A 23,597-nucleotide genomic window follows, 5' to 3' on the forward strand; every position below is an offset into this window, starting at 1 on the left:
ATCTATCTTAACATGATGTTTTTGAAGCTTTCGGTAATTTTTATATGCAATCCTTTACCACAAAAGGATTAACGCTTTTCGCGTATAAATTGACGGTAATATTCACCTAACAGCGCGATAATACCTTTAAACTCGTGTAAATTTTCTTGGCTATTACCCAACCGCGCCACATAACGGCCTGTAGCAATTTCAAGATCAATTTTTTCATTAATCAGCATGGCTGCAAAATAAAGATCTTTTAGATCATCAAATTTCTTTAAACGGCGGTTTGAAAAATATTCTAAGCGTTCAGATAAGCTTTCGTTTAGCACCAGCCCACCTACACTATAGCCACGCGCCTCATCCCATTCGAGTTGATGCTCACGCATAAAGACCAAACGTGGATCTTCTTTGCTTTTAAACAATTGACGAACTTTATCAAACATGCGGTAAATCCTGAGGAAAGCGACTACTCAGTTTAGCTGTTTTTTAGTTTTAGCGGCAGTATTGCTTATTTTTATACTTAGGCTATTGAACAACTTTTCAGCAGAAGAGAGAATTTAACTATTTAAAATTATTTTTTAGGCTGAGATAGCATTGACTTTAAGCGTGTTGTTTAGAGGCTTAAGCTCAATTCAATAGTTTGAGCATTGGATAAATAATTAAAAAACCCACCCATGCCGAAACATGGGTGGGTATATGTTAGAGTTTCACTAAAGCTTTACGTGAAATCACAATGCCGTTGTTATCTGCATATAAATAATCACCTGAACGAATCACAACCCCCGCAAAGCTTAAAGTTAAATCGACTTCGCCTACACCTTTACGCGTACTTTTTTGCGGAATCGCCGCCAACGCATGCACACCCAAATCAAGGGTTGCAATGGCATCTACGTCACGCACGCAACCATAAATCACTACACCATTCCAGTGATTTTTTACCGCAGATTCAGCAATTAAATCCCCCATTAATGCACAGCGCATTGATGCACCTCCATCCACCACGAGCACTTTACCTGTGCCATCAGTGGCCAATAATTCTTTTACACGCGAATTATCTTCATAGCATTTTACGGTGACCACTTGACCACCAAAGGTTTTACGTGCGCCGTAGCTTTTAAATGCCTTTCCATCAATATACGGTGCAACCACCTGTAAATCGAGTTGTGGATGATCGTCAAGTAAATCGCAAGTTACAAATGCCGTCACGGGTGGATCCCTCTATTGTGTTTAATGTTTTTGTATACACAAATTAGCATAAGTTTCACACGATTTTTGCTGATTTTGTGCAGCCTCGACCATAGTATGAGCCACTTGACTGGCAGTCACAGGACGATATCTAAAGTGTTGTGGCAGATAATCCACCATTTTTTGATAGATTTTTTGCGCTAAATCTTCTAAAAAACGTGCTTCATCACGTTGCCCCTGCAATAAAGATGGTTGAATAATCGACAAACGGTATAAATTTAAATTTTTAAGATAATCTTCAAGCTGACCTTTAACTTTTGCGTAGAAAAATACCGAGTCAGCATTCGCATTCATACTACTCAACACTAACAGATGTGTCGGGGTATAACGCACTAAATTGGCAATATGTGCATTGATTTTATAGTCGACATTATAGAAGGCCTGTTTGGAGCCTGCTTGCTTTAAAGTGCTGCCTAAACAACTAAACATATGGCTGTAGCCTTGCATCTGTTCATAATTGAGCAATAAAAAGTCATCCAACACAATTTGTTGAATTTTTTTTTGTGATAAAAATGCGAGCTGTTCACGGCGCACAATGACGTCTATTTCTTCACAGCTATCGAGTGCATTCAACTGTAAAACCAAGGTCTTGCCCACTAGACCACTGGCACCAATCACCAAGACTTTTTTGATCGAATTAATCATTTTTTGTACAATCTCCACATAATCTGAGTAATCTTAGGTTTTCTTTAAGTTTTTTATACGGCTAAAATGGCATCACGGCGTGTCAAGGCTTGACTTAACAGCAATGTTAAATCAAAATATGGCACTTGTTTACGGGCTGGGTATAGTTCTTCTGATGTTGGTTTTCAGTTGAGTTGCAGCCCGCCCAGACTAATCTATTTCAAGGAGTGCACGAGTGGCAAACTCTGCTCAAGCTAAAAAACGTGCTCGTCAAAACGTTAAAGCACGCAAACACAACGCAAGCTTACGTTCTATGGTTCGTACTTATCTTAAACGTACAGTAGCTGCTATTGCTGCTGGCGATTATGCTGTTGCTTCAGAAGCTTACAAAACTGCGGTTCCAGTAATCGATCGCATGGCTGACAAAGGCATCATCCATAAAAACAAAGCTGCTCGTCATAAGAGCCGTTTAAATGCACAAGTTAAAGCATTAGCTAACTAATTTATGCATTTAAAAAAAGCCCTGTTACAGGGCTTTTTTTATTGGGCAGCATTAAATTTGGCAATATCTAGACAATGTAATTTGCCACGCCAAATCCATTTTAATTGACATTCTAAAAATTCATCACCTTCAAACCAGACAAATAAGCCTTCCATCATCTGTGGCCAATCTTCGGATGTGACCTCTTGACGTTGCGACATCACTGCCAAAATTGCAGCAATAATCGTGTCATGACTGACCGCCAAACTTAAGCCATAACGATTGCGCGGATGGGTGTTATAAATCAATTCAAGCACATCGACCACACCACTAATGGGATGTTTCATCCCTGGCAATGCATTATTTACAAAGCTATTGATGAATCCTAAAGCCCCTTGACGCTTAAAATAAGGGCCGGCTTTTTGAATATCCAACACGAAGCTCCCCGGTTCAACCAACAAGCCTTGCTCAACAATCTCGATATGATGGGTATTGACAGTATCAATCGCATCAGCGCCTTGGATCATTAACGCTGCGGTATCCACGCAGCGTTGAATTGGACTTGAAATACAATGTTGAATTTGACGCCCACTATTAGCAATTAAATATTCACCCCAAGCAGTGGCCAAATCACGCCCTGCTGGAGTCAATTGTAAATCGTAGCCTGCCAGACCTTGGCCTGTCACTTGTTCACGTAAAGAATGCCGCGTAAACAGCGTGACAGGCGTTTTGGGATCTGGGAGAAGATCCAGTGCATGTAACATGCTGCTAGGAAGCAAATCGAGTGCCATAATACTGTCACAATGAAAAGTTAGACTTCACTATAGCATGTTCATTTTTTAGCTCAATCCTTATGGACCATGCGTTCAAGTGCCTGTAAGGCCAGTTGTTTCATTTCAAGATTACGATAGGCTAAAAATCCACCATTGAGTAAGGTTTGACGTTGGTTATACATAAATGGGCGGCCTTGAAAATCAATCAACCCTCCACCAATGCGCTCAATTAAACATTGCCCAGCACTGGTATCCCATTCACAGGTGGGATGGAAGCGTGGATAAATATCGACTTTGTCCTCAAGCATCATACAAAACTTATAAGCACTGCCTGACTTAAAGATCGAATACGGGGTAATCTGCTCTAAAGCGACTAAATAATCTAAATATTGTGCCTTTTGTTGACTACTTTGGCTTAAACCGACCTGAATGGCTTGATTGACTGCAGGCGCTTGATACTGCGACCATGTTTGGATTTTGGCATCGTATTTGAGGGGTAAGCCCTGTAAGGGACAAATATATACACTATAGTCTTCAGGAACCGCCAACATGGCAAAGATGGTATGGTGCCCCTCTATTAAGCTTAAGTTAATGGTAAATTGCGGGCGTTGATGTAAAAATTCTTTAGTCCCATCTAAAGGGTCTAATAACCAAAATTTTTGCCAAGCTTGACGGCCAGTTTTATCACCTTCTTCAGACAGCAAAGGTAAATCCGAAACGGCTTGCAAAGCTTCAGTTAAGTACTGATTTACCCGAAAATCTGCTTGGGTCACTGGTGAATCATCTGATTTTTTATTGATATCAAAAGCCCCACCCGCACAATAATGTTGATATTCTTCACGTAACATTGCGCAAGCCTGCAAAACACAAGGTAAAATTTGTTGAATAAAGGCATCGTTTGGCACTTGCGTGGTGATAAACATAGCTCACCTCATAAAATAAAGTCTTATCTGCATTTTAATCCCAAATCTACCTCAGGGCTAAAGTGCTTTTGTTATAGGCTAAATGTAAATGAAAAAATAAGGCTAATACCTAAAACATCATTCTCATTTTTGCGCGTCAATGACTCAAATAAGACTCTAAGACCTGATTTTACGAAATCGGTTATACTGCTGCACAGATTTTCTTGCCTGATTTAAGTTCAAGTCAGCCTTATACTGTAGGGAGCGCCTCATGCAAAAGCAAACCATCATCTTTGATATGGACGGGACATTACTCGATTTGGCCTATGATGATTTTATTTGGAATGAGCTATTACCTGAGCGCTATGCCGCTGCACATGGATGCTCACTGCAACATAGCCAAGAAAAACTCTATGCGTTTTATCAACAACATAACCATACTTTAAATTGGTATTCATCACGTTTTTGGAGCAGTAAAGTTGGCGTGGATGTGCTGGCGATGCAAATTGAATTTCAACATAAGGTCGCAAAACGTGCCGGTTGTATTGAATTATTAGAATTTTTAAAAGCCGAGGGTTACCCATGCTGGCTGGCCACCAATGCTGATTGTAAAGGGCTTGAATTTAAGCTTAAAGCCATGGATTTAGCCCAGTATTTTGAGGTGATTGTGAGCTCAGAAACTTTAGGTCATGCCAAAGAGTTTGTCGAGTTTTGGCAACACCTACAAGCGCTGCATCCTTTTGATCCCAACCACTGCTATTTTATTGATGACACCGAAAAAGTTTTAAATGGCGCAAAAAACTTTGGCATCAAAAACTTGATTACCATTGCACAGCCCTCATCTACAAAACAGGCGAAAACTCAAGCCAACTATCCAATGCTTGAGCATCTCACCGATTTAATTTCCATGTTACAACAGGTTGAGGAACAGAAAATATATGCGTAAATCTTCTTTAGCTGAAGATGCTGTTGGCATGCGTATTGATAAATGGCTGTGGGCAGCGCGCTTTTTTAAGACCCGCTCCATTGCTAAAAATGCCATTGAAGGCGGTAAAGTGCATCATAATGGCGAGCGCGTTAAAGTGTCACGCGAAGTACGTGTAGGCATGGAATTGACGATCGCACAAGGCATTGAGAAAAAAACTGTACTGGTTAAGGCATTGTCTGATGTACGTGGACCTGCGCCTGTGGCACAGCTGTTATATGAAGAAACCGAAGCCAGCATTGCCAAACGTGAATTGATTGCGACCCAACGCAAAATGCATAATCTTGCTCGCCCTGATCATCGTCCAAGCAAAAAAGATCGTCGTGACATTCAACGCTTTAGACATGATAATGATGCGGGCTTTGAGCAACATTGGTCCTATTTAGACGATTAATGTAGTGCGTCATAGAATGTCGCACCAACATCAATTACACTAGAACATTAAAATAAAATCTGTCACTATTTCCCACATAGACATCCACTTGGGTGAATCGTGAATCTACAGTTTTGAGGTTGTAAGATGGATGAAAATAAAAGCAAAGCTTTAAATGCCGCTTTGAGCCAAATCGAAAAACAATTTGGTAAAAACACAGTAATGCGCTTAGGCGAAAATACGGTTCAAGCCGTTGAAGCCATCTCTACTGGCTCATTAACACTCGATATTGCACTTGGGATTGGGGGTTTACCAAAAGGCCGTATTATTGAGATTTACGGCCCTGAATCATCAGGTAAAACCACTATGACCTTGCAAGCGATTGCTCAATGTCAAAAAAATGGCGGTACCTGTGCATTTATCGATGCTGAACATGCACTCGATCCACAATATGCACGTAAATTAGGCGTTGATATTGATAACCTACTGGTATCACAGCCAGACCATGGTGAACAAGCGCTTGAAATTGCCGATATGCTGGTGCGTTCAGGCGCGGTTGACATGATCGTGGTCGACTCTGTCGCAGCTTTAACCCCACGCGCTGAAATTGAAGGTGAAATGGGTGACTCGCACATGGGTCTACAAGCGCGTTTAATGAGCCAAGCCTTACGTAAAATCACAGGTAATGCCAAACGCTCGAACTGTATGGTGATCTTCATTAACCAGATTCGTATGAAGATTGGTGTGATGTTTGGTAGCCCAGAAACCACTACAGGCGGTAACGCCCTTAAATTCTACGCCTCTGTACGTTTAGATATTCGTCGTATTGGTCAGGTCAAAGAAGGCGATGAGATTATTGGCTCAGAAACCAAAGTCAAAGTCGTGAAAAACAAAATGGCACCGCCGTTCCGTGAAGCGCTGTTCCAGATTCTCTACGGTCGTGGTGTGAATCATTTAGGTGAATTGGTTGACCTTGCGGTACAACAAGACATCGTGCAAAAAGCTGGTGCTTGGTACTCTTACCAAGGCAGCAAAATTGGTCAGGGTAAAAACAACGTCATTCGTTTGTTAGAAGAAAATACCCAAATGGCACAAGAAATTGAGCGCCTAATCCGCGAGCAACTTTTAACCACCAATCAAGTACCTGCTGATGATCAGGACGATGATGCTGAATTTGAACCTGCAGAATAATTAAAACAGTATAAAACGCCCTACGGGGCGTTTTTGTCTTTATAGGATATTATGATGAATGATGCCAAATTCAGCAAGATTATTGATTATGACGCGTTAAAACGTGAATATGGTGATGAAAGCATCGCAAAAGATGCTGGCTACAGCCCATTAAATTTTAATCAAGCAGAGAAAAAAGCCGAACGTAGCTTACTTAAAGGTTCACGTTTACGTTCTTATGCCTTTGCAGTACTGACGCGTAAAGAATATTCCAAAGCCGAACTGATCGAAAAATTAGCTTTATATGCAGAGGATCGTAATGAAGTGATTGCGCTGGTCGAAGAACTGGCCAATCAGCATTATCAGAGTGATCAACGCATGGCTGAAACTGTATTATCTAGCCAAAAGCGTAGAGGCAAGGGACCTGCGCGAATTAAACTGGCATTAAAGAATAAAAAAATTGATAGCGATTTAATTCGGGAGGAAATGCAAGAAATTGATTGGTTAGAACAAGCCTATCAACTGAAAGTGAAAAAATATGGCGTAGACGTTAGCCAAGATCCAAAACTAAAAGCCAAACAGATTCGCTTTTTACAATATCGTGGTTTTGACTTAGATGTGATTTTTAAAGCAATCAGCCGTCGAGAGGATGATGATTAAAGCTGGAGATATTTAAAACAGAGATTGAATATTATTATAAGAATCTGGTGGCAGCCCTACCAGCAAGCCTTCGGCACATCATATGTCTATTACCGTTGCTACCTTCCGGTCCTGGCGGGGTTCATAGGATACAATTGCGAAGTAACCAGCAGGGCTACCATTGCAAAAACGATTATAGAGATTTTTATGCGCTATGCAAGCCCTCAACAACAAAAAAATCAATAAAGCTATCTATTTGATTAAATTAAGAACAATTTAGAATTATTGCTGGATTTATCTCTACATTTCGCTACATAAAAGCAACTTTACACTGTATCTAAGACTTGCTTTTCAATAGGCATGTGTTTTTAATGGACTCAGGTTTTTAAGCCCATAATCACAAATATGGATTTTTTAATATGATGCTCCATCAGCATATTTTGTTTGGCTGTGCGCTGTTTGCAAGCAGCTTAAGTTTTGCCAACATTCCAATTGAATCACGCGGTTTAAGTCAAAGCACTACGCTTGCAACGCCTGTTGCGGCCAGTACTGGCGGGGATCAAGTCACCACCAATTTAAATTGGCAACTCATTCAAAAAAATCAGCAACTCGAAACTGAGTTACGGCATTTACGTGGCAAGATTGAAGAACTCGAAAATGCTAACGAAAAGCTAAACCATGAGCTCAATAATCGCTACACCGACTTAGATCAACGCTTAGAACTATTACAACAAAAGTTGGATGCCGACAATAGCGAAGATACCCCTGAACAAGCGGAGGATAATCAACAGGATACTGCACCCAGTGGTATAAATGTTACAACGCCTGATCCAATTAAGCCCACCGCAGCGCCCAGTATTGAGCCAAACTCGCAAGTCACGCCTGATTCAACAGCACAATATGATAATGAGCTAGATCGTGCCGCCTATACCATTGCCCTAGAGGCCTATAAACAAGGTGGAGCGGCCAAAGCCATTGCACCGATGCGTAATTTTATTAAAAATCATCCCAATAGCATTTACGTCAGTAATGCTTATTTTTGGATGGGTGAGTTTTATTTAGCTATTGAACCCATTAACTATAAACGTGCCCAAGCCAATTATGCTGAAGTCGTAAATCGTTATCCGCAGTCAGCCAAAGCGGCCTCTGCCCTATATCGCTTATACAGCATGGCTAAAAATGTCGATAAAAACCCAACCCTTGCACATGAATATGCCACTATGTTGCAAAAAAGTTATCCAAACTCTGAAGAAGCTGGATTTTTAAAGTAAAAAAAGACACCCGTAGGTGTCTTTTTTTAGCAGTGCTTTTTAACGCACAATACCACGCTCAGATTGTTCAATTGAATCAACAAAAAGACCGACCTCAGCATAGTGTGGTAATAAATCAGCACGAATTTTTTCTACTGCTTGATCTTTGGTTAAACCAGATTTATATACCAGTTTAAACGCTTCACGTAAGGCTTGAATCACCTCTTTAGACCAACCCTTACGACGCATCCCTTCAAAGTTCATGGCGAATGCATGGGCAGGATTACCTGATGCCATCACGTAAGCAGGTACATCTTTCACAATTAAAGATGCTGCGCCTACCATACTATAAGAACCGATCTTACAGAATTGGTGAATACCCGAGTTACCACCTAAAATCACATAGTCACCTACGTGAACATGACCTGCCACACCCACATTATTGGCCATAATATTATGATCGCCGACCATACAATCATGGGCAATATGAGTGTTGACCATCAATAAATTGTGGCTACCAATCTTGGTTAAGCCTTGGTCTTGTACTGTACCGCGATGCAAACTGCAATGTTCACGGATACTGTTATGATCACCGATTTCCAACCATGTTTCTTCGCCACGATATTTTAGATCCTGACAAACCTCACCCACACTGGCAAACTGAAAAATTTCGTTGTGTTCACCAATACGGGTATAACCGCCGACAACCACATGCGAATGTAGTTCAGTCCCCGCCCCAATTGTGACATGGGGACCAATAACACAGTATGGACCAATGCTCACATCTGCTGCAATCACAGCAGATGGATCAATAATGGCAGTTGGATGGATTAAATCGGTATTACTCATGCCTGCTCGACTTTTAGATGCGAAACTGTAATTTCCGCAGTGGTTGCAACGACGCCATCAACCGTGGCTGTACAAGCATACTTGTAGATCCCACGTTTGTGCATTAACAATTCAGATTTTAATACAAGTTGGTCACCTGCAACCACTTGTTTCTTAAATCTTACCTTATCTACGCCTGCAAATAAGAATAAAGAATCTGCAGTTGGCTTTTGTCCACTCATGACAAAGCCCAAAATACCCGATACCTGTGCTAAAGCTTCTACAATCAGTACGCCCGGCATAATCGGGTATTCAGGGAAATGTCCTTGGAAAAACTCTTCGTTAATGGTGATATTTTTATAGCCAACAATGCTGTTATCATTAATTTCAACCACACGATCCACTAACAAAAATGGATAGCGATGCGGTAAATATTCACGAATGGTTTGAATTGTCATTGGCAATTCTGGTTTCGTGAATGCTGGCGGAGTTGACTCTGTCATCATATTCATAGTTATTTACGCAATTTTAAAGTTGATTCAAGGGACTCAATCTGAGTCTGTATATCATCAATTTTTTTCACGACTTGGGTCAATGGCACATCTGCTAATTGTCTTAAGCGCACCACGGTACGTTTCCAACGCTGATTTTCAAATAAACCAATGCCTGAAGAGTATTTCCCTGCTTCAGAAATATTATTTGTCACCATTGACATTCCGGTTAAAGTCACGTTATCCACAATATTTAAGTGACCTGAAATCGCAGAACCGCCACCGATGATACAGTTTTTGCCAATTGTAGTACTTCCTGCAATTGCAGTTTTCGCAGCAATGGCCGTTCCTGCACCCAACTTCACGTTATGGGCGACTTGCACAAGATTATCAATAATCACGCCATTGTCTAAAATTGTGTCATCTAAGGCACCGCGGTCAATGCTGGTATTCGAGCCAATGCGTACATCATCTCCAATACGAACTGAACCCAGTTGGGCAATACGATGCCACTGACCTTGATAGGGTGCAAAACCAAAACCCTCACTACCAATTACGCTATTGGCATGCACGCGCACGCGATCGCCTAAGCGACTCTCACCCGTAATGGTCACATGAGAATCAATAAAACAATCTTTGCCAATTTCAACAAAGTCATCGAGTTTGACATGCGATTGAATAATGGTGTTGTCGCCCACCACACAATTTTCACCAATTACCACATAATGCCCAATATAAGCAGTATCGGCAATGATGGCAGATGGGTCGATTTGCGCTGTGCTTTCAATGCCACGTTTACTAACTTTACGTTCAAACACATGAGTTAAGATCGCAAACGCCAAGTAGGGATTCGCCACAATGATGTAGTTCCCATTGGCAGGCAATTGTTTAAATAGCGCTTCTGTAACAATTAAAGCACCTGCTTGAGAAGCACGAGCTTGAGAGAGATATTTATCGCCATTCACAAAACCAAGCTGTTGAGCTGTGGCTTGCTCAAGACTGGCCAGTTTAGACAATGGGAGGTCGGCTTGCCCGATCCACTCGCCTTGAACACGGCGAGCAAGATCTTGCAAGGTAAATGAAGAATGAGTCATACGTTATTTGATAGCATTAACCTTTTGAATCATTTTATCAGTTAAATCAGCTTTTACGTCATAGGCCAGTGCAGCATTTTTATTGAGAATAAAATCTAGTTTATTTTCTTGACGCAATTGTTCAGCTGTCGATTTAACTCGACCCTCAAAGGTTTTATTGACATTTTGCATACTGCTTTGTACGGTGTTTTGTACTTGCTGCTGTAATTTTGCCGCTTGTTCTGCTTTAGCTTCAAACTCTTTGGCAAGTTGTTCACGTTCCGCTTGCGTTTTGGCAGCTTGACCTTTTTGCTGAATACCCGCTAAATCTTTTTGCAGTTGTTCTAACTGACTGGTTTGCGGCTTAATGGTGTTTTGCAAGCTGGTATTTTGCTGTTTTAAATAGCTGCTATTTTGCACCACACGTTCAAGGTCAATCACACCATAACCTGCTGCATGCGTTACATTTAAAGCCAAACCTGCTAGAACTGCTATTACGAGTTTTTTCATTGTTATATCCTGTCAAATGCCCAAAGTATCAGGTCGTCCTTAGAAGGTACGACCGATCTCAAATTGAATGTTTTTGGTTTCATCACCTGGCTTGTCATTTAACGGGAATGCATAACTGAGTGATAAAGGCCCGATCATGGTAATCCACGTAAAACCTACCCCTACCGAATAACGCATTTCATTCAGGTCAAATTGATAGTTATCTTTACATAACTTTTGATCACGCGCGTCGTTAGGTACATCACAGGTGGTATCAAAAACTTGCGCACCTTCAGCAAAGACCACTGGACGCACTTGACTGGTCCAATCTCCTTTAAATGGCAATGGCAACACCAGCTCTGTACCAAATTGTACTAAAGCATTACCACCCACTTCTTCGTAATATGGATCTTTGACATCCTCACCTGCTGCCTCTTGATCTGCATCAAACTGGGTGATGTATTTTGGTCCTAAAGTGCTGTTTTCATAACCACGTACCGAACCATAACCACCGGCATAGAAATGTTTATAAAATGGCAGATCATTACCATAACCTAACTTACCATAGCCACGCAGTACAAAGTCTTTACCCAGCGGGAAGAAACTTTGTGCTTCATAGGTAATTTTTTGGTATTCCGCATCACCACCCGGTAATGCCACTTCTGCATTAACGCGGTGTAATGTCCCTTTGGTTGGGAACATCGGACGGTTTAAAGTGTTGTACGACCAACCTAGGTTGAGGTTATAACTTAAGAAGCTATCTGTGCCTTGATCTTCCAAATAGTCATTAATATAGGTCGATGCGTAAGGCCCCGTGGTGATATCAGTTTGGTCGAGGTTTAAACCAAAACTGATACTTTGGTTTTCATCAATCGGATAACCTAAAGTTAAGCCACCACCAATACTGTCGGTCACATAGTTGTTAACGTTGTAATCGTCATCCAACTTGGTTTTACGATAGTACATATTATAACCACGACGTACACCGTCAATGGTGAAGTACGGGTCAGTCACACTTAAGTTGTAGTAATCTTGAGTTTCTGAGCGCGATAAATCAATCGCGACACTATTACCCGTACCTAAGAAGTTGGTTTGACTTAAGCCTGCTTGGAAGGTAATACCACCGCTTTGTGAATAACCCACAGCAAGGGTACTGGTGCCTGAATGCTGCTCTTCCACATTGACGTTAATGTCGACTTGGTCAGGTACGTTCGGTACGCGAGCCAATTTCATATCAACTGTTTTAAAAAAGCCGGTACGCTCTAAACGAACTTTAGATAAATCAATTTTATCTGTGCTGGCTAAAGCACCTTCCATTTGACGCATTTCACGACGTAGTACTTCATCGGCTGTTTTCACATTACCACTAAAGTTAATCCGACGTACGGTCACTTGTTGACCTGGATTAATGTAGTAGTTTAAGCCGACAGTTTTTGTGTCATTGTCAATTTGTGGTACTACGTTTACTTCGGCAAAGTAATAACCCGCATTGCTATACTTACGTTGTAGCAACTGTTTAACCGAGTTCACTTTTTCTTGCGAGTAAGTTTGACCGTCTTTATAGACTTGTAACGCTTTTAATTCTTCAGGCGTATATAAAGCATCACCTAAGAATTTACTTTCGCCAAACTTAAATTGTTCGCCTTCATTCACAGCCACTTCAATAAAGACATTTTTCTTATCTTCACTTAAGTTTAAGCTTGAATTGGTGATATCAAAGTTAATATAACCTTTGTTTAAGTATAAAGCGCGCAGTGCTTCTAAGCTGGCCGCCATTTTCTCACGCGCATAGCGATCGTTTTTCGACAGAATAGAGTTCCAACCACTCTCTTTGACTGCAAAGGCACGTTTAATATCATCGTCTTTAAAGACAGTGTTGCCAATTAAGTTGATATCAACAACTTTGGCAGCCTTACCTTCAACAAATTCTAAGGTCACTGCCACGCGGTTATTCGATTGTGCGGTGGTGATCACTTTTACATCAGCATCATAACGACCTTGCTGCATGTATTGTTGTTCAAGCTCTGATTCAACCGTCTGTAATAATGATTTTTTAAGCACCTGACCTTCGGCCAAGCCCATTTTCTTTAAGCCTTCGGTTAAAGCTTCTTTAGGAATGAGTTTATTGCCTTTGAGTTCCACACTTGAAATCAATGGGCGTTCGACCACTTGAAAACCAAGGACGTCTTCTAAATGTGCCGTTTTAATGTCATCAAAGTTTTCAGTGGCATATAAAGCACGAATTGCCTCAGCAATTGCAGCATCGTCAACACGTTGTCCCACTTGAATCGGCAGTGCGCTATAAACTTGCGCCGGCGTTAAACGTACTAAACCATCGACCTTGATGTCCCGTACTACAAACGCGTCCGCTGCATATACTTGTGGTACTGCTGCCATAGCACTAACCAGTGCCAAAGGCATAAATAAATATCTGTGCTGCATGCCAGTCTTTTCCGCTGTTAGTTTATTCCATTACGTTTTGTTATAAACGCATAAAGTCATTAAATAATGCCAGAAGCATCATACTTCCGAGCAGTACCATACCAATTTTCAATCCAACTAATTGTATTTGTTCCGAAACAGGTTTACCTCGAATCAGTTCGATAAAATAATAGACTAAATGCCCGCCATCAAGCATAGGAATAGGTAATAAGTTTAAAATCCCTAAACTCACGCTCATGAGTGCCATAAAGCCAATAAAGGTTTGCCATCCCATTTCGGCACTTTGACCTGCCACTTTGGCGATGGTGATCGGTCCAGATAAATTATCTAAACCAATTAAACCTTTTACCATTTTTACCATAGAATTCAAGATCATACTTGAGATATGTACGGTTTTATCTGCCGCCATACCCAAGGCTTCTATTGGGGTATATTGGATGGTTTGCTTATATTCTGCTGGGATATTAATTTTTCCAGGATCACTTTGTACACCAAGCATCCCAGTAACACGTCCCATATTGTCACGTTTGCCTTGCGGCATCACTTCTAAAATAATAAGTTTATTATCACGTAATACTTCGATTTTTAATAATTTTTCTGGTGATGCTTGTACTTTTTCAACCACAGCATACCAATCGTTCATTTTTACGCCATCTATGGCAGTAATTTTATCGCCAACTCGCATCCCTTGACGAATCGCAGCACCATCTTCGGTCAATTTAGACACCACGGCAGGAATCGTTGGACGGTATGGCAAGAAGCCTAATTCATCAAGAGGAGATTGGCTTTGATCTTTTAAGAAATCTTGAATCGGCAATTGCACAACTTGATCTTGTCCAGCACGGTCAATACTTAAAGCAATTTGACCGGTTTCACCGGCACGATCCACCAAGGCAAAGCTAAGTTTTTCCCAATTTGGTGTATTGGTGCCATCAACCGCATTGATTTTATCGCCCACCTGCAAGACTTGTGCTGCCGGTGTATTTTCTATGACTTTACCCACACGGGTATTCAGCTGCGTTTGTTCAGGTAAGAATAAAACCCAAAACAGCAACACAGCAAAGGCCAAATTGACCAACGGGCCAGCCGCCACAATCGCAATACGTTTCCATGGATGCTGACGGTTAAAGGCTTTGGGTAAATCTTCTGCTTTTACATTACCTTCACGCTCATCCAACATTTTGACATAACCACCGAGTGGCAATGCCGACAACTGATATTGAATGCCCGACTTTTTAGAAGTCCACTTCAATAAGGTTGGGCCAAAACCAATCGAATAGACTAAAACTTTGACACCCAATTTACGTGCCACAAAATAATGACCAAATTCATGAATCGCAATTAATGGCCCCAGCAACAAAATTGCCGCCACAATCATAAATAAGGCACTCATGTTTTAGCTTCCTGTTCGAATATAGTCAGATGCAATCTCGCGTGCTTGTTGATCTGCCGCCAAGATGGCCTCAAGGCTGTTGGCCTGTGCGTGCGCCATTGTAGTTAAACTCTGCTCAACCACTTGTGGAATTTGTGTAAAGCCAATTTGACCTTGCAAGAATGCTGCCACTGCTACTTCATTGGCAGCATTTAAAATAGTCGGTGCAGTTCCGCCAGCTTGCATGGCTTGACGTGCGAGTTTTAAAGCAGGAAAACGTGTCACATCCGGTGCTTGGAAATTCAATTGCTGATTGATAAATAAATCGAGCGGCGGCACATGCGTGGTTAAACGCTCAGGCCATGCCAAAGCATGTGCAATTGGGGTGCACATATCTGGATTACCCATTTGCGCTAAGGTCGAGCCATCGACATATTGCACCATCGAATGAATAATACTTTCTGGATGCACGACCACGGTGATGTAATCTTCTGAAACTGCAAATAAATGACAGGCTTCAATCAGCTCTAAGCCTTTATTCATTAACGTTGCCGAGTCAACAGAGATTTTTTGCCCCATTGACCAATTGGGATGCTTACAGGCTTGCGCAGGCGTCACCGTTTTTAGCTGTTCTAAGCTGTGATTTAAAAATGGCCCACCTGAGGCGGTAAGTAAAATTTGCTGCACTCCCAATTTCGGTTTACCGTGACGTTCAGCATCTAAATAATCACTCGGTAAACATTGGAAAATAGCGTTATGCTCAGAATCTACAGGTAATAATAATGCACCATGCTCACGCGCAGCCTGCATCATAATGTCACCCGACATCACTAAAGCTTCTTTATTGGCAAGTAATACACGTTTACCGGCTTTAACTGCAGCCAGCGTTGGTAACAGCCCTGCCGCACCCACAATCGCGGCCATCACTACATCTACGCTTGGATGCTTGGCAACAGCAATTAAACCAGCTTCACCACTTAGAATTTCAATATGTGATAAGCCTGCAGCTTTGAGTTTTTGTGCCAACTCATCGACTTTATACTGCGGCACAACAGCAACTTTGGGCTGATACTGTTTACAAATGTCAATTAATGCATCGATACGGCTATGTGCCGTGACTGCAAACACCGAGTATTGTTCAGGATGTTGTTGTAAAATTTTTAAGGTACTTTGACCAATGGAACCTGTAACACCTAAGATACAAACAGCTTGTGACATTTATAAATCTACGCCAATTAATTTGAATACATACATCCCTGCGGCAAAGATAGGTGCAGCAGCAAGGAGTGAGTCAATACGATCAAGTACCCCACCATGACCTGGTAGAATACGACCTGAATCTTTAATGCCAGCACGACGCTTAATCATCGATTCAAATAAATCGCCCAGCACCGAACTAAACACCGTAACCACAGATAGCCCTAAAAATAGAATATGTTGACTGAGGCTCAGGTCTAAATACACCACCTCAACCACCACCACGATCAGCATGGCTGTGATCACTCCGCCATATAAACCCTCTAAGGATTTATTTGGACTCACCGAAGGTGCCAGTTTATTTTTGCCAAGCTTACGCCCTACAAAATAAGCTCCACTGTCTGCACCCCAGACCAATAAGAACAGGTACATCAACCACCACGGAGAACTGCTCCACAGGCTAAAGATGGCGGTAATTGCCGCAGCGACCAGCACGACACCAATGACTTTCAAACTTGGGTTATACCATGCATCATAATCTGGGTAAGATTTGACCCAGTAAATACTTAAGCACCACGACAAAATCGAAGCAGACCAAAGTAAAATAACAATATCGTTAAAATAAAGTGCTAAAGCAGAGAGTGCTGCAGTTAAAATGCCATATCCATAGGCCAAAGGTGTGTTGATCAAACGATCGGCTGTTTTTGGAATGAGTTTATACCACTCATAGCCTGCCACCCCCGCAGCAATCGTCATTAAGGCTAACATTGGATATGGTGAAGTTGTCGCAAACATGCAGCAAAGTACAATTGCGACCAATACCAATGCGGTAATGATCCGCTCTAACATTGATTAATTCTCATTTTTCTCTTGTTGGATTTGCTCAGAAGTCTTACCAAAACGACGTTCGCGTCCTGCAAACACGTTAAACGCATCTTCTACCTCTTCCACTGTAAACTCAGGCCAAAGTGTCTGAGTAAAATACAATTCTGCATAGGCGGCTTGCCAAAGCAAGAAATTAGATAATCGAAAATCTCCCCCAGTACGGATCAAAAGATCCACAGGTGGTAAATCTGACATACTAATATAATTGGCAAAACATTCGGTATTAATGTCATCTACAGCCAATTTATTGGCTACAACATCAGCAGCGAGTTGTTTTGCAGCTTGTGCCATATCCCACATACCACCGTAACTGACTGCAATACACAGTGTCATTTCAGTGAACTTAGCAGTCCTTTGTTCTGCATGCAACATTAACTCACGTAAATGTGGCGAAAGACGCGAACGATCTCCAATAAAACGTAAAGAAATTTCAAATCTTTCCATACGTGGAATTTGTTCGTGAATCGTGTCTTCAAGCAGTTTCATCAGCAAGTCAACTTCAAATTGCGGACGATTCCAATTTTCGCTTGAAAAAGCAAAGACTGTTAAAGCACGAATTTTTTCTTGACGGCAATATTCGACAATCGGATCGAGAACAGTTTTCCCTTCACGATGGCCATCGCCTTTTTGCATCTGATTTTTTTTGGCAAAACGATTGTTGCCATCCATAATGATGGCAACATGTTTCGGAAGATGTGTGATGTCTTCAGCGGTCATTGATTAGACCTTCATCAATTCAGCTTCTTTCGCAGCTAAACGCTTGTCTACTTCTGCAATGTGTTTGTCAGTGATTTTTTGGATATCATCACTTGCACGACGCTCATCATCTTCAGAAATTTCTTTTTCTTTTAATAATGCTTTGATATCGCCTAATACGTCACGACGGATGTTACGAATCGCAACTTTAGCGTTTTCAGCTTCTGAACGTGCCACTTTTTGCATGTCTTTACGTGTTTCTTCAGTCAATGCTGCCATCGGTACACGAATTGCATCAGCAGTGATTGGGTTAAGACCTAAATCAGATTCACGGATTGCTTTATCAATAGCAGATACCATTGAACGTTCAAATGGTTGTACTAATAAAGTACGTGAATCTTCAACACCGACGTTCGCCACTTGGTTTAAAGGCACGTCAGAACCGTAATAAGGTACCATCACACCATTTAAAATCGATGGATGTGCACGACCAGTACGGACTTTGTTAAAACCTTGTTCTAAAGATTCCAAAGACTTCTGCATACGAACTTCAGCGTCTTTTTTAAGATCGTTAATCATATGATCTTCCTTAGTTAATTCTAAATTAAAGAGTAGTATAAAGTGCTTTCATGCACACGTCATTAATTGGTAACGTGTGTGCCTTCTTTCTCGCCCATCACCACAGACAATAAAGCACCTGATTTATTCATATCAAATACTTGTAGAGGTACATTGTGGTCACGGCATAAGCAAATTGCGGTTAAATCCATTACACCGAGTTTTTCATCTAACACTTGGTCAAATGTTAAGGTGTCATATTTCACTGCATCTTCGTGTTTGCTTGGATCTTTATTGTATACGCCATCTACTTTAGTGGCTTTTAAAATCAAATTCGCTTCAATTTCGATACCACGTAAGCATGCTGCGGTATCTGTGGTAAAGAATGGATTACCTGTACCTGCGACAAATACGCACACTTCGCCTTGGGTTAAATGACGAATTGCATCACGGCTTGAGTATGACTCAACTACTGTGCCAATCGGTAAAGCTGACATTAAACGGGTTTTAATGTTACGACGCACCAAGGCATCACGCATCGCTAAACCGTTCATAACAGTTGCCAGCATGCCCATTTGATCGCCTGTTACACGGCCCACTAAACCGTCTTTTTGTAATTGGCTACCGCGGTATAAGTTACCACCACCGACAACAATACCCACTTGTACGCCTAAACCTACAAGGTGTGCAATCGCAAGAGACATTTGATCAAGCACTTGTGCATCAATCCCCATGTCTTTGTTGCCCGCTAATGCTTCACCTGAAAGTTTTAGCAAAATACGGCCATAACGTGGATTTTTAGAATCAGTTACCATGTTAATAAACTCCAAACTCAATCTTGTTATCGGTATCGGTTAGGCTTTAATACGAATCAGTTTCGCATATAAGTCATATTCATCAGCGTCGGTGATTTCTACTTCAAGGAGATCGCCTGCTTTAATTAAGCTCTTATCGATATCTTCGACAAAAACGTTACCGTCAATTTCTGGTGCATCCGCATATGAGCGTGCCACAGCCACTGGGAACTCGTCTTCTAAGTCATCCACCAGCACGGTCATAGTTTGACCAATACGCTTTTGCAATTTTGCCGCAGAGATTTCTTGCTGTACTTGCATAAAACGCTCATAGCGCTCTTGCTTAATCTCTTCTGGCACATGATCTGGTAAGTCGTTAGCGGTTGCACCTTCAACTGGTGAATAGGTGAAGCAACCCACACGATCTAAATCAGCTTCTTTAAGCCAATCGAGTAACATTTGGAAATCTTCTTCAGTTTCGCCGGGGAAGCCCACCACAAAGGTTGAACGAATGACAAGATCAGGACATTTCTCACGCCATACTTTTAAACGCTCTAGGGTATTTTCGCTGTGTGCAGGACGCTTCATCAGCTTTAAGATGCGCGGACTGGCGTGTTGGAATGGAATGTCTAAATATGGCAAAATTTTGCCTTGTGCCATTAAGTCAATCACCGCATCCACATGTGGATATGGATAAACATAATGTAAACGTACCCAAATACCGAGTTGACCTAATGCTTCACACATGTCAAAGAATTTGGTTTTGACTGGTTGACCGTTCCAGAAATCCAGTTTGTATTTGGTGTCAACACCGTATGCAGAAGTGTCTTGGGAGATGACTAAAACTTCTTTTACACCGGCATTTTTTAATGCTTGTGCTTCTGACAGCACCGAACCTACAGGACGAGAGACTAAATCGCCACGCATGCTTGGGATAATACAGAAAGTACAACGGTGGTTACAACCTTCTGAAATTTTTAAATAAGCATAATGTTTTGGCGTTAAACGAATACCTTGTTCAGGCACTAAGTCAATAAATGGATTGTGTTTTGGCGGTTCAGGCACGTACTCGTGTACCGCATCCATGACTTCTTCATAAGCAGCTGCGCCAGTGACTTTCAAGACATTGGGGTGCATTTGACGAATTTTGTCTTCGTCTTTACCCAAACAACCTGTTACGATCACACGACCATTTGCGCTCATGGCTTCGCCAATTGCGTCTAAAGACTCTTGTACTGCAGATTCAATAAAACCACAGGTATTAACAACGACTAAATCAGCACCGTCATAATCTGATGCTACATCATAACCTTCAGTCTTTAACTGAGTTAGAATTCGTTCAGAATCGACCAATGCCTTAGGACAACCTAAAGAAACAAAACCGACTTTGGGGGATTTCATGAATCTGCGCTCCACTAGAATGGGCGTATTGTATGTCTTTTCTGTCTATAAAAATAGTTGCTTAGGCCACTCTTTGCATAATGCACCAAAATACAACCATAATTTAAGCAATATAAACATCAATGCACCATTTTGGTTCAAAAATACTTTACTGTCCCCCATGAATTGGGTATACCTTTTTTATTTCAGAACAATTTAAGCGCAGCACCCTATTTAAAACTGACCAATTTGCAGCATTTTTCCAAGTTGGCGTATATCTTGCTTAAATTGCCTCAATTCAGAACTTTTATATCAAGATGACGGGCTTTATGACGCTGCCGCTGCGCTATTTTAATACAGGACGTTACCAATAATGGATCAACCCAATCTGATCGACTATCGTCTTTTGGTGGACAATATGACCACAGCGATTTTATTAGCCGATCGTGATCTTAATGTTTTTTACTTAAATTCTGCTTGTGAAGCCTTATTTGATGTGAGTTTGTTGCGTGCCTCTGGGCAACCTGTACTCAACTTACTGCATATGCCAAATGATGAATTTAACACTCAAGACGCACTTAGAAATACTCTCAGCACAGGCCAACCATATACGCGCCGTGAAGCGACCATTAGTGTTAACTTTAAAGACATTCATGTTGATTATACCGTATCTGCGTTAAATTATGATAAACCTTATCATCCTTTATTGATTATTGAGCTGAATCCGCGCGATCGCATGCTGAAAATTTCTAAGGAAGAAAACTTTATTCAACAACATCAAGTGGCACGCCAATTGATTCGTGGGGTGGCGCATGAAATTAAAAATCCGCTGGCAGGCATTCGCGGTGCAACCCAACTCTTAGCACGCAGCTTAAATGATCCAGAATATGCAGAATTTACCGATATTATTATTAGTGAAGTCGATCGTTTACGTAATTTAGCCGACACCATGCTCGGTTCGCGGCAATTGCCAAGTTATCAAGCAGTCAATGTGCATGAACCTTTAGAACGTGTGCGCTCATTAATCGCCAATCAAACCAAAAAACGCGTGCAGTTGATTCGTGATTACGATTTATCACTGCCAGATGTTTTGGCAGACCGCGACCAATTGATTCAAGTGATGCTCAATATCAGCGTCAACGCGGTACAAGCCATGAATGAAAATAAAGATTTCTTTGTGGATGAACAACCACAACTGATTTTAAGAACCCGTATTCAACGTTTAGTCACCATTAATGGCGTGATTCACCGCTCAATGGTGCGTATTGATATTGAAGATAATGGACCGGGCGTGCCTGAAGATATTATCGAATCGGTTTTTTATCCACTGGTGACCGGCCGTGCCAAGGGCACAGGTCTAGGCTTAAGCATTGCACAAAATATTATGCACCAACATCAGGGAATGATTGAGTGCCAATCGGTGCCAGGCAAAACCATATTTAGCTTATATTTACCTTGGGAGGCGAGTCATGTCGCGAAATAAAATTTGGGTAATTGATGATGATCGCGCCATGCGCTGGGTACTGGAAAAGACCTTTAAAGAAGAAGGTTTTGAGGTTACCAGCTTTGAAGAAGCACAATCGGCGCTGGATCAACTGAGCCTTGATGCACCAGATGTCATTTTAACCGACATCCGTATGCCAGGCATTGACGGTCTGACCTTTTTAGGCAAAGTCAAAAGCAATTATCCTGACTTACCCGTGATCATTATGACTGCACATTCAGATTTAGAATCTGCGGTGTCAAGTTATCAAACCGGTGCATTTGAATATTTGCCTAAGCCCTTTGATATTGATGAAGCATTGGCCTTAGTCAATCGTGCCATTTTACATATCACCAAGCTACAGCAGCAAGAATCAGCAAAAACTGCACCTCCGATTCAATCGACTGAAATTATTGGTGAATCGCCTGCGATGCAGGAAGTGTTCCGTGCTATTGGACGTTTGTCGCAATCTCACATCACGGTTTTAATTAATGGTGAATCAGGTACCGGTAAAGAACTGGTGGCTCATGCCTTGCATCGCCATTCACCACGTAGTGCCAAGCCATTTATTGCTTTAAACATGGCGGCAATTCCCAAAGACTTGATTGAAACTGAACTCTTTGGTCATGAAAAAGGGGCGTTTACTGGTGCCAACACTCAGCGCCAAGGACGTTTTGAACAAGCCAATGGCGGTACACTGTTTTTAGATGAAATTGGTGATATGCCTTTTGAAACCCAAACGCGTTTACTACGTGTCTTGGCAGATGGTGAGTTTTACCGCGTGGGTGGTCATATTCCAGTGAAAGTTGATGTGCGGATTGTTGCAGCCACCCATCAGGATCTTGAAAAACTGGTGCATGATGGTCGTTTCCGTGAAGATTTATACCACCGCCTCAACGTGATTCGGATCCATATTCCCAAATTAGCGCATCGTGCCGAAGATATCCCAATGCTGGCGCAACATTTCTTGGCCCGTGCAGGTAAGGAATTGGGCGTCAGTCCAAAAATCTTACGCCCTGAAACCCAAGAATACATGCAACAATTGCCTTGGCAAGGTAACGTGCGTCAATTAGAAAACACCTGTCGTTGGCTCACGGTCATGATCACAGGTCGTGAGGTTTATCCTGAAGATTTACCGTCTGAACTCAAACAAATTCCAATTGAAAAATTAGCTGATGGTCAAGCAGCCTTAGATCGTTTAGCGATTCATCACTGGGATGAACTTTTAGGTCAATGGGCTGTGCAAAAGCTTAAAAATGGCGAAATGAAAATTTTAGACATTGCCACGCCCATGTTTGAACGCACTTTAATTAATGCTGCCCTGCAACAAACCCGTGGTCGTAAACGTCATGCCGCTGAGCTACTCGGTTGGGGACGTAATACCCTGACCCGTAAACTCAAAGAACTCGGTATGGATACTGCCGACGATGATATTGAAGAAGAAGTTGAAGGCTAAAATAAAAAGCACCCTCGGGTGCTTTTTTA

The 23,597-nt window shown here is 41.6% G+C and carries 25 protein-coding genes and 1 other RNA gene; 8 read left to right on the plus strand and 18 right to left on the minus strand.

All coding sequences use genetic code 11. From position 1 onward, the window contains the following. Window positions 1–68: 68 nt before the first annotated feature. The 3 genes from CYK47_RS00550 to CYK47_RS00560 all read right to left on the minus strand — a co-directional run bounded on the left by CYK47_RS00550 (window position 69) and on the right by CYK47_RS00560 (window position 1,872). Window positions 69–425, minus strand: a complete 357-nt coding sequence (locus CYK47_RS00550) for a hypothetical protein (RefSeq protein WP_122897873.1) — start codon at window positions 423–425, stop codon at window positions 69–71. A 256-nt stretch (window positions 426–681) separates the two neighbouring features. After that, the gene (rraA, locus tag CYK47_RS00555) at window positions 682–1,188 is read right to left on the minus strand and encodes a ribonuclease E activity regulator RraA (protein WP_122897875.1); all 507 of its coding nucleotides are present in this window, start codon (window positions 1,186–1,188) and stop codon (window positions 682–684) included. Between the two features lie 21 nt (window positions 1,189–1,209). Then, window positions 1,210–1,872 (minus strand): Rossmann-fold NAD(P)-binding domain-containing protein, encoded by a 663-nt coding sequence (locus CYK47_RS00560; RefSeq protein WP_122897877.1) that lies wholly within the window; start codon window positions 1,870–1,872, stop codon window positions 1,210–1,212. Between the two features lie 214 nt (window positions 1,873–2,086). On the opposite strand from CYK47_RS00560, the gene rpsT reads away from it, so the two are divergent. After that, a complete protein-coding gene (gene rpsT, locus CYK47_RS00565; protein ID WP_122897879.1) occupies window positions 2,087–2,353 on the plus strand; it encodes a 30S ribosomal protein S20 in 267 nt (88 codons plus the stop codon). 38 nt (window positions 2,354–2,391) lie between these two features. Here rpsT and CYK47_RS00570 read toward each other — a convergent pair whose 3' ends face one another. Together CYK47_RS00570 and CYK47_RS00575 are read right to left on the minus strand one after the other, a co-directional pair. Beyond that, complete coding sequence (locus CYK47_RS00570; RefSeq protein WP_122897881.1) at window positions 2,392–3,123, minus strand: histidine phosphatase family protein; 732 nt, start codon at window positions 3,121–3,123, stop codon at window positions 2,392–2,394. A 53-nt stretch (window positions 3,124–3,176) separates the two neighbouring features. Beyond that, a complete protein-coding gene (locus CYK47_RS00575; RefSeq protein ID WP_122897883.1) occupies window positions 3,177–4,028 on the minus strand; it encodes a 3'(2'),5'-bisphosphate nucleotidase CysQ family protein in 852 nt (283 codons plus the stop codon). A 250-nt stretch (window positions 4,029–4,278) separates the two neighbouring features. On the opposite strand from CYK47_RS00575, the gene CYK47_RS00580 reads away from it, so the two are divergent. The 4 genes from CYK47_RS00580 (at window position 4,279) to CYK47_RS00595 (ending at window position 7,195) form a co-directional block, all read left to right on the plus strand. After that, complete coding sequence (locus tag CYK47_RS00580; RefSeq protein ID WP_122897885.1) at window positions 4,279–4,953, plus strand: HAD-IA family hydrolase; 675 nt, start codon at window positions 4,279–4,281, stop codon at window positions 4,951–4,953. Continuing rightward, window positions 4,946–5,386, plus strand: coding sequence for an RNA-binding S4 domain-containing protein (locus tag CYK47_RS00585; protein ID WP_122897887.1), 441 nt, complete (start codon window positions 4,946–4,948; stop codon window positions 5,384–5,386). Before CYK47_RS00580 ends, CYK47_RS00585 begins: the two co-directional genes overlap by 8 nt. Window positions 5,387–5,512: 126 nt before the next feature. After that, window positions 5,513–6,556, plus strand: coding sequence for a recombinase RecA (gene recA, locus CYK47_RS00590; protein WP_122897888.1), 1,044 nt, complete (start codon window positions 5,513–5,515; stop codon window positions 6,554–6,556). Between the two features lie 54 nt (window positions 6,557–6,610). Beyond that, the gene (locus CYK47_RS00595) at window positions 6,611–7,195 is read left to right on the plus strand and encodes a regulatory protein RecX (RefSeq protein WP_122897890.1); all 585 of its coding nucleotides are present in this window, start codon (window positions 6,611–6,613) and stop codon (window positions 7,193–7,195) included. Between the two features lie 54 nt (window positions 7,196–7,249). On the opposite strand, the gene ffs is transcribed toward CYK47_RS00595, so the two are convergent. Further along, window positions 7,250–7,346, minus strand: an RNA gene (gene ffs / locus CYK47_RS00600) — signal recognition particle sRNA small type. A gap of 247 nt (window positions 7,347–7,593) precedes the next feature. Here ffs and CYK47_RS00605 point away from each other — a divergent pair. Beyond that, window positions 7,594–8,445 carry a tetratricopeptide repeat protein gene (locus tag CYK47_RS00605; protein ID WP_122897892.1) on the plus strand — a complete coding sequence of 284 codons (852 nt, stop codon included), beginning with the start codon at window positions 7,594–7,596 and terminating at the stop codon, window positions 8,443–8,445. 39 nt (window positions 8,446–8,484) lie between these two features. Here CYK47_RS00605 and lpxA read toward each other — a convergent pair whose 3' ends face one another. The 12 genes from lpxA to rimO all read right to left on the minus strand — a co-directional run bounded on the left by lpxA (window position 8,485) and on the right by rimO (window position 20,650). After that, window positions 8,485–9,273: an acyl-ACP--UDP-N-acetylglucosamine O-acyltransferase gene (gene lpxA, locus CYK47_RS00610; protein WP_122897894.1), complete on the minus strand. Its 789-nt coding sequence runs from the start codon at window positions 9,271–9,273 to the stop codon at window positions 8,485–8,487. Continuing rightward, window positions 9,270–9,755 (minus strand): 3-hydroxyacyl-ACP dehydratase FabZ, encoded by a 486-nt coding sequence (gene fabZ, locus CYK47_RS00615; RefSeq protein WP_122898138.1) that lies wholly within the window; start codon window positions 9,753–9,755, stop codon window positions 9,270–9,272. The genes lpxA and fabZ overlap by 4 nt, the downstream gene beginning before the upstream one ends. An 11-nt stretch (window positions 9,756–9,766) precedes the next feature. Further along, window positions 9,767–10,837 (minus strand): UDP-3-O-(3-hydroxymyristoyl)glucosamine N-acyltransferase, encoded by a 1,071-nt coding sequence (gene lpxD / locus CYK47_RS00620; protein WP_122897896.1) that lies wholly within the window; start codon window positions 10,835–10,837, stop codon window positions 9,767–9,769. A gap of 3 nt (window positions 10,838–10,840) precedes the next feature. Next, window positions 10,841–11,326, minus strand: a complete 486-nt coding sequence (locus tag CYK47_RS00625) for an OmpH/Skp family outer membrane protein (protein ID WP_122897898.1) — start codon at window positions 11,324–11,326, stop codon at window positions 10,841–10,843. A gap of 39 nt (window positions 11,327–11,365) precedes the next feature. Continuing rightward, window positions 11,366–13,747 (minus strand): outer membrane protein assembly factor BamA, encoded by a 2,382-nt coding sequence (gene bamA / locus CYK47_RS00630; RefSeq protein WP_122897900.1) that lies wholly within the window; start codon window positions 13,745–13,747, stop codon window positions 11,366–11,368. A gap of 40 nt (window positions 13,748–13,787) precedes the next feature. Next, complete coding sequence (gene rseP, locus CYK47_RS00635) at window positions 13,788–15,140, minus strand: RIP metalloprotease RseP (protein ID WP_122897902.1); 1,353 nt, start codon at window positions 15,138–15,140, stop codon at window positions 13,788–13,790. A gap of 3 nt (window positions 15,141–15,143) precedes the next feature. Further along, window positions 15,144–16,337: a 1-deoxy-D-xylulose-5-phosphate reductoisomerase gene (gene ispC / locus CYK47_RS00640; RefSeq protein WP_122897904.1), complete on the minus strand. Its 1,194-nt coding sequence runs from the start codon at window positions 16,335–16,337 to the stop codon at window positions 15,144–15,146. After that, window positions 16,338–17,165 (minus strand): phosphatidate cytidylyltransferase, encoded by an 828-nt coding sequence (locus CYK47_RS00645; RefSeq protein WP_122897906.1) that lies wholly within the window; start codon window positions 17,163–17,165, stop codon window positions 16,338–16,340. 3 nt (window positions 17,166–17,168) lie between these two features. Continuing rightward, window positions 17,169–17,918 (minus strand): polyprenyl diphosphate synthase, encoded by a 750-nt coding sequence (uppS, locus tag CYK47_RS00650; RefSeq protein WP_122897908.1) that lies wholly within the window; start codon window positions 17,916–17,918, stop codon window positions 17,169–17,171. 3 nt (window positions 17,919–17,921) lie between these two features. Further along, window positions 17,922–18,476 carry a ribosome recycling factor gene (gene frr / locus CYK47_RS00655; protein ID WP_122897910.1) on the minus strand — a complete coding sequence of 185 codons (555 nt, stop codon included), beginning with the start codon at window positions 18,474–18,476 and terminating at the stop codon, window positions 17,922–17,924. Between the two features lie 62 nt (window positions 18,477–18,538). Then, window positions 18,539–19,270, minus strand: a complete 732-nt coding sequence (pyrH, locus tag CYK47_RS00660; protein WP_122897912.1) for a UMP kinase — start codon at window positions 19,268–19,270, stop codon at window positions 18,539–18,541. 39 nt (window positions 19,271–19,309) lie between these two features. Next, on the minus strand, window positions 19,310–20,650 hold the full coding sequence (gene rimO / locus CYK47_RS00665) for a 30S ribosomal protein S12 methylthiotransferase RimO (protein ID WP_122897914.1): 1,341 nt from the start codon (window positions 20,648–20,650) through the stop codon (window positions 19,310–19,312). A 352-nt stretch (window positions 20,651–21,002) separates the two neighbouring features. Here rimO and glnL point away from each other — a divergent pair, with 352 nt between their 5' ends. Together glnL and glnG are read left to right on the plus strand one after the other, a co-directional pair. Beyond that, window positions 21,003–22,112, plus strand: coding sequence for a nitrogen regulation protein NR(II) (glnL, locus tag CYK47_RS00670; RefSeq protein WP_122897916.1), 1,110 nt, complete (start codon window positions 21,003–21,005; stop codon window positions 22,110–22,112). Next, on the plus strand, window positions 22,099–23,568 hold the full coding sequence (gene glnG, locus CYK47_RS00675; protein ID WP_122897918.1) for a nitrogen regulation protein NR(I): 1,470 nt from the start codon (window positions 22,099–22,101) through the stop codon (window positions 23,566–23,568). The genes glnL and glnG overlap by 14 nt, the downstream gene beginning before the upstream one ends. The last annotated feature ends 29 nt before the right edge of the window (window positions 23,569–23,597 follow it).

Source organism: Acinetobacter sp. B51(2017), assembly GCF_003711395.1.
In the GTDB taxonomy this organism is placed as follows: domain Bacteria; phylum Pseudomonadota; class Gammaproteobacteria; order Pseudomonadales; family Moraxellaceae; genus Acinetobacter.